At 37.7% G+C, this 6,579-nt stretch carries 8 protein-coding genes; 2 read left to right on the forward strand and 6 right to left on the reverse strand.

Features of this window, described 5'->3' with window-relative positions; genetic code table 11:
- Positions 1 to 894, forward strand: an 894-nt coding sequence (locus TE34_RS12665) for a transposase (RefSeq protein WP_047983132.1), incomplete at its 5' end; no start/stop codon positions are given.
- A 173-nt stretch (positions 895 to 1,067) separates the two neighbouring features.
- On the opposite strand, the gene tagH is transcribed toward TE34_RS12665, so the two are convergent.
- The 3 genes from tagH to TE34_RS20430 all read right to left on the reverse strand — a co-directional run bounded on the left by tagH (position 1,068) and on the right by TE34_RS20430 (position 4,880).
- The gene (gene tagH / locus TE34_RS12670) at positions 1,068 to 1,853 is read right to left on the reverse strand and encodes a teichoic acids export ABC transporter ATP-binding subunit TagH (RefSeq protein ID WP_047985189.1); all 786 of its coding nucleotides are present in this window, start codon (positions 1,851 to 1,853) and stop codon (positions 1,068 to 1,070) included.
- An 84-nt stretch (positions 1,854 to 1,937) separates the two neighbouring features.
- Entirely contained in the window at positions 1,938 to 2,744 is an 807-nt protein-coding gene (locus TE34_RS12675) for an ABC transporter permease (protein WP_047985190.1), read from the reverse strand.
- Positions 2,745 to 2,828: 84 nt separating this feature from the next.
- Entirely contained in the window at positions 2,829 to 4,880 is a 2,052-nt protein-coding gene (locus TE34_RS20430; RefSeq protein WP_047985191.1) for a CDP-glycerol glycerophosphotransferase family protein, read from the reverse strand.
- 194 nt (positions 4,881 to 5,074) lie between these two features.
- On the opposite strand from TE34_RS20430, the gene tagD reads away from it, so the two are divergent.
- Positions 5,075 to 5,473 (forward strand): glycerol-3-phosphate cytidylyltransferase, encoded by a 399-nt coding sequence (tagD, locus tag TE34_RS12685; RefSeq protein ID WP_047985192.1) that lies wholly within the window; start codon positions 5,075 to 5,077, stop codon positions 5,471 to 5,473.
- A 92-nt stretch (positions 5,474 to 5,565) separates the two neighbouring features.
- Here the strand turns inward: tagD and TE34_RS20765 are convergent, their stop codons facing one another.
- From TE34_RS20765 to TE34_RS12695, 3 genes are all read right to left on the reverse strand, one after another.
- Positions 5,566 to 5,700 (reverse strand): YvrJ family protein, encoded by a 135-nt coding sequence (locus TE34_RS20765; protein ID WP_084710708.1) that lies wholly within the window; start codon positions 5,698 to 5,700, stop codon positions 5,566 to 5,568.
- Positions 5,701 to 5,779: 79 nt separating this feature from the next.
- Complete coding sequence (locus TE34_RS12690; protein WP_047985193.1) at positions 5,780 to 5,995, reverse strand: DUF2922 domain-containing protein; 216 nt, start codon at positions 5,993 to 5,995, stop codon at positions 5,780 to 5,782.
- Between the two features lie 60 nt (positions 5,996 to 6,055).
- Positions 6,056 to 6,280, reverse strand: a complete 225-nt coding sequence (locus TE34_RS12695) for a DUF1659 domain-containing protein (RefSeq protein ID WP_047985194.1) — start codon at positions 6,278 to 6,280, stop codon at positions 6,056 to 6,058.
- Positions 6,281 to 6,579: the final 299 nt, after the last annotated feature.

The raw sequence follows: 6,579 nt of genomic DNA on the forward strand, positions 1-6,579 counted from the left end.
ATAAATAATTCTAAAAGATTAAAGGACGCCTTTGGCGTTTCGAAAGGCAATTCGCTAGAATTGGCACGCGCACTGGCATCCTGTATCTATGATATCGAAAATAATCTAATTGTGAAAGCATTAATTACAAAATGTACGGATAGTGAGCGTCACTTAGCTAAAGAATTACTGGAATCCTTCAAGGAGAACCTTACGGATAATGATCTATTTCTGTTTGATAGAGGATATCCATCCATCGATTTCTTCGACTATCTTGTAGACATTAATGTAAAGTTTATTATCAGAACTCCCATCAATAATTATAAAGCTTTCATTGATCCATCTATTCCAGATCAACTAGTTGAAATTAAGAAGCAGGGTAAGATAGTACGATTACGTGCTATTCGAATTAAACTATCTTCTGGACAAGAAGAATTACTCCTAACGAATATTGTAGATAAGAGGTTCAAACTAGAAGATTTCAAAGTACTCTATTTCAAAAGATGGGGAATTGAAAGCAAGTTTGATGAATTAAAAAACAAACTGAAGCTTCAGAAGTTTACAGGTGATACTCCACTATCAGTGGAGCAGGATTATTATGCCACTATGTTTCTATCGAATATGGCGTCATTTATGGCACATGAAGTTGATGAAATTATTTTGAAGGAACAAGAAGGAAAGAATCTAGAGTATCTATACAAATCAAATACCAACATAATAATTGGTAAATTAAAATCAAACCTTATTCATTTGATATTAGAAGATAATCCGAGAAAACGAAATAAAATTTACAAACAGTTGCTCGAAGAAGCAAAAAGGAGTAGAATCCCAATACGACCAGGACGAAGTTACAAACGACGTACTAGAAACTTGAGCGCTAATAGAAATGGATTAGTACAGAAGGCTGCGTTATAACCCGCTCTAAATAGAATAGGATGCCTACCAGGGGATGAAAAAATAGATATTTCCATCTCCCGGGCATCCTATTGCCTTTTTTATGTTGTATCAAAATTCACTTAAACTTTAATAGGATAAATGAGATTTGAAGAACTAATTAGTTTAACTGTGGTAAAAAATGTAAACTTAACTTAATGACATTGGGACTGTCCCTCCCTTCGATAGTTTTCTTTTTCTGCTTTTGTCATGGCTTTGTAGGTTTTGATGAAGTCTTCATAGTTTGGTAGAATTTCTTTGGTGGGGCCGAATGCTTTTACTTTTCCGAACTCAAGCCAGAGCACTTTATCAGCGAACTTCTTCATTTGTTTAATGGAATGACTGACGAAGATAATCGTTTTTCCAGACTGTTTAAAATCCATCATTTTTTGAAATGCCTTTTCTGCGAATGCTTTGTCACCAACAGATAACGCTTCATCCACTATGATAATATCAGGGTCAATTGTTACCGCTATTGCAAAGCCAAGGCGGGATTTCATTCCGCTAGAGTAGGATTTAACTGGTTGATCAATAAACTTATCCAACTCAGCGAAATCAAGAATCTGCGGTTCCAATTCCTCAATTTCCCGCTTCGAAAATCCAAGCATGAGACACTTTAATTCAATATTTTCACGGCCAGTTAAGTTGCCTTTCAATCCAGAGGAGATCGATATTAACGAAACTTCACCTTTAACGTCCACTTCTCCTGTAGTCTCAGGAAGTATTCCAGCGATGATATTAGCTAGTGTCGATTTTCCAGCACCATTAATTCCGACAAAACCGACAACTTCACCTTGCCTCGCCTCAAAACTAACACCCTTCAAGGCATAGAAGTCCTCGCCATAATCCTTGCGTAAGAAAATATCCTTCAACTTTTGTGAAGTACTGGAATATAATTTATGCTTCTTGGTCACATCTCGAACCGAAATCGAAGTTTCCATACAACCACTTCTCCTATTAGGGGGGACTGTCCCTCACCACTTTAAAGTGGTAACGCATTAGTGCGGCGGGGGACTGTCCCTCCCTTAGATAAAATCGATAAAGCGTTTTCTGAATTTTATGTGGAGGCTTGCTCCTACTAGTAGTAGGAAGAGTGTTATTCCCCAGAAATATAAGGAGTAACCTGGGTTTGTAATGAAGTACCATTCTTTTCCTAGTAAAGATGCTCTATATCCTTCGACGAGATAGTACAGTGGATTGATTTTCATCATGCGCTGAATCCACTCAGGTAAGGAGAAGGTTGCCCAGAGTATCGGTGTCATATATAAAAGCATTCTTAGTACCGCTTGAAGTAGCATCTGTAAATCTCGGATAAATGTATTCAATGTTGACGTAATTAGCGACAGCGCAAAAATAAATAAGTAAGTTGCGAAAATAAAAAGTGGGAGCTGTAAATAATAAATCGAAACAGGATATCCGGAAACATTTAAGATGATAATCACTAACACTAGTAACCCGATATGTGCATAAAACTTAGAAAAAATCACGATATTTGGGATCAAGCTCATAGGAAAGTTCATTTTAGATAGCATTTTTACGCGCTGGTAGATAGACTTAGAGCTTTCGATGATTGATGGGTTAAAGAAAAACCAAACAATAATTCCTGATAGCATCCATTGAAAAAAAGGATCACCATCAATACCTTCTCCCCTGCGAATACCATAACCAAAGATAAACCAGTAAATCGCAATCTGGATACCTGGGTTAATGAGCTCCCAGCCAATACCTAAATAGGTCATTTTATTTTTGCTCTTTATCTCATACCAAGAGAGTCTGCGAAGTAAGTAAAAGAATTTCACTTGCTCAGACAGTACTGTTACAACAGCCTTCATCAAATTTACCTCCTAGGGGGGACAGTCCCTCAACGCTTTAAAGTGGTAAAGCTTTAATGTGGTGAGGGACTATCCCTCCCCCTCTTACTTAAATACGTTTTGGACTACTCGTTTTGCGGCGTTTCCGTCTTCTAGGTAGCAGAATCGTTGGTAGAAGTCTTTGTTGTATGTGAATTCACCTGCTTCGGCTTGTTGAATTTCCACGATCAACTCATCTGTTGTGCGCGTTAGTGGTCCTGGTGCTTTTTCCTCAAAGTCGAAATAGAAGCCTCTTAAGTTGTCGCGGTACTCCTCTATATCATAGACAAAGAAAAACATCGGCCGCTTCAAGTTTGCATAATCGAAAAACACGGAAGAGTAATCTGTTATTAACATGTCAGCCGCTACATATAAATCTCGAATATCCTCATGTGTAGAGAAATCATAGACAAATCCTTCCAATCCACTAATATCAAGATTTTCCGACACGAGATAGTGCAGTCTCAAGACTACAACATAGGAGTCCCCAAAGGCATCCCGCATTTTTTCTAAGTCTAGCTCTAAATGAAATTTATACTTTCCTTTTCGGTAAAACTGATTGTCGCGCCAGGTTGGTGCATACAGAATCACCTTTTTCTCTGTGGCAATTCCTAGCCGTGATTTTACCTTAGCTACATCTTCTTCAGTATTCTTATTGTACAGGAAGTCATTTCTTGGATATCCTGTCTCCAGCATCTCATTTTGAAACTGGAACGCACGCCGGAAGATTTTCGACGAATATCTATTGGGCGAAATCAAATAATCCCACTTACTTGCTTCATTAATGAAATTTTTCTTATACTTTTCGGTATTGGTACCAGGCATATGGACCTCTTCCATATCAGCCGCTAACCTCTTAAGTGGCGTCCCATGCCAAGTCTGTAAGTAGATTGTATGCTTTGGCTTCGGAATCCATAACGGTAGTCTTGCATTCGTTACCCAATACTTTGCCCTTGTCATAACTAGTAACCAGCGAATGGAGAACCGCCGCACCATTTTAATATCTCGCCCCTGGAACCCTGCAAAATGCCTTCGGTCAAAGCTCCACACCAGTTTGTATTCCGGATTATTTTTCTGCATATATTCGTAAATGGCCCTCGGGTTGTCGCTATATTGCTTTCCATGAAAGCTCTCAAACATGACAAGCTTTTTATTAACCGGCATAATTCTCCCAAGAACACGGAAAGCGTAAGTGAATATTTTTAATAATTCTTTACTACGCCTAAAATGAATCCACTTTTCTTTATAGGTTTGTTTCAATTCTTTCAGTAACTTATATTCAGTAATGCCAATCGATAAGTACTTAGACTGTTGTGTTGGTTTTACGGTCACTCGATATTTCTCTTTACCCTTTATAAACACTTTTCGAACCGGATAATTCTGTTTTACATGGTTTATTTTTATTCGGTGACTTTGAATGACTTGCCCATTTGGTGTTGTTAGTAGTAAATGAAATTTCAGAAAATCTGAGTGGTTTTTTATCATGTATTCGCTAAGATTAAGATCTGCTTGAAATATATGATTAGAAAGTTCATCTGAGGAGTATTTGTGTGTGATGGGAATTCTAGTTGATTCGTCATTGCTACTTGAGATTTGTAGTTCAATGTTACTCTGCTCCACCTCTTTCGGCGGTAAAAACAACCCTTGTAACGTTAAATTTGTATCCGTCGAAATAGTAAGTTCATCAATTTTAGCCAAGAGGAAATCCTCTTTAATATAGAAACTAACATTTCCCATTTTGGTCGTTGCAGGATAGAAGATAAGTTTATCAGTAAGGTAATAACGCAAGAATTCTATATTGTCATAGTTACTTTTCACCCGAGAATAAACCTCTTCTTCCCCCTTTATTCGTACAATGCCAAGATCAAAGGTATTTCCTTGTGAAAAGAAATCAGCTAATTCCTGTGGATTTATATCTACCTGATACAGGTTATAATCATCAAGTGAGTTTGCAAAATGGTATGGAATCACATAGGCATTTTCCGTATTTCGCTGAATGATTTCAAAATGAAAGGAATCATAAGAATCAATGAATGAATTTTTTATTGCTATAGTCAAGCTAAATGTCTTACCATCAAAGATAATGTCTTGAATGGTTCTATTCAGAATTACGCTCAAGGATCTTTCTCCTCTCGTAGGATGTAAAATGGTGTTTAGGTAAAAATACGCGTAACATATCATAAGCAAGTTTATATAATATTATCACTATTGTAAATTTAATGTTAAGTCTTTGTAAAGATATGATATTATAATACTATCTAAGTTTCATCACCCAAGAACTATAAAAATCCACAATGGGGGTGGTATGTCCAATGAAAAAGGTTATTACGTACGGAACATTTGATTTAATTCATAACGGACACATTAATATACTTAGACGCGCTAAGGAAATGGGCGATTATTTGATCGTGGCCATTTCAACAGACGAATTCAACAAGATAAAGAATAAAAAAGCCTATCACAGCTATGAAAATAGAAAAGCAATCTTAGAAGCGATTCGTTATGTAGACGAAGTGATCCCAGAAGAAACCTGGGAGCAGAAGGTTGAAGATGTTATCAAACATGATGTCGACTTATTTGTCATGGGAGATGATTGGAAAGGAAAATTCGATTTTCTCAAAGAATATTGCGAAGTCGTCTATTTACCAAGAACCGTAGGAATCTCCACTAGCAAAATTAAGGAAGATCTCTTTCGCGTCAATAATGGTTAGAGGGGACAGTCCCTCACTACTGCACAGTGCTAAAGTGTTGAGGGACTGTCCCTCATTATGTAAACTTGAGTAGGAGAGTTGAGTACTCTCTCCTACTTCATTCTCTCTGGCAATGCGTGAATCGACTCTATTAGAGTGTTTAGCTTATCCTCAATGCGGTGTAGTAAATAAAATGTTACCGCAATTGGAAAGCCTACTTCTGTTAAGAGCGAAATCCAGTTCTCCAACTCTAAACACCTCCTTCATGTAAGAAAAGGAAGCTGCCCGTAGAGGGACTGTCCCTCTACATGCAACCTCCTCCAGGAATTAAGCTATTTCGATATCTTCTACAATACGCTCTACGACACGAGCGCTTTTCTTCGCAACTAAATCGCCACCACTCGTTGTGAAAGCATTTTGTGCCAAGATCTCATCCATCGCTGCAGATACTGCAGCTGGATCTACCGGTTCAATCGGCATTTCGACAGAATAAGTCACTGTTTTACCATCTGCATTTTCGAATTTTAATTCAAGCTGTTTCACATTATACCCTCCTTTCTTCAAATTTCTACGTATTACACCATCAAACTACCGCCATACTAATTAACCCTGACGGATATCCGAGCTATCCTTACGCTCGATGTTAAATAGTGGGCGTTGTTGCAATCCAGCGAAAGCATTCGCGATTGCATACAGTTGATCTGCAGTTGCATCTGTCTTCACATTGTTAAAGCTTTTCGCTTTATAAATTGGATTACCCGATACAGGGTCATTCCCATCGTGAAGCACAAGACGCAGCTGCGAACTAGTCATATCTGCTACTGCCATTCCTAACACCTCCTTTCACCTATATAATCGAACGAAGGTGAAAAAAGGGGGCATTTAGTTGGGGACAGTCCCTCATCGCTTTAGCACTTTAAAGCGGTGGGGGACTGTCCCAATAGTATTGCACCAATGTAAAAATAACCTATAATAGTAATTTTTTTACAACTAATTTCGGTATATAAAATTAAAAAAGGGAACAGGGAGTTATGTAGACCTTGTTCCCATTTTTTTACATATCTAATTGTGGAAATTAAGTGATTTACTTTCTCTTTCGTGGCTTAATTATAGCTATACTTCCTTCA

It is taken from the genome of Ornithinibacillus californiensis, assembly GCF_001038485.1.
GTDB lineage: Bacteria > Bacillota > Bacilli > Bacillales > Amphibacillaceae > Ornithinibacillus > Ornithinibacillus californiensis.

What these genes read in the sequence shown, in the direction of transcription:
- tagD (WP_047985192.1), top strand. Translation starts at nt 5,075, where the DNA reads ATGAAAAAGGTTATTACGTACGGAACATTTGATTTAATTCATAACGGA.
- TE34_RS12695 (WP_047985194.1), bottom strand. Translation starts at nt 6,280, where the DNA reads ATGGCAGTAGCAGATATGACTAGTTCGCAGCTGCGTCTTGTGCTTCAC.
- TE34_RS12675 (WP_047985190.1), bottom strand. Translation starts at nt 2,744, where the DNA reads ATGAAGGCTGTTGTAACAGTACTGTCTGAGCAAGTGAAATTCTTTTAC.
- tagH (WP_047985189.1), bottom strand. Translation starts at nt 1,853, where the DNA reads ATGGAAACTTCGATTTCGGTTCGAGATGTGACCAAGAAGCATAAATTA.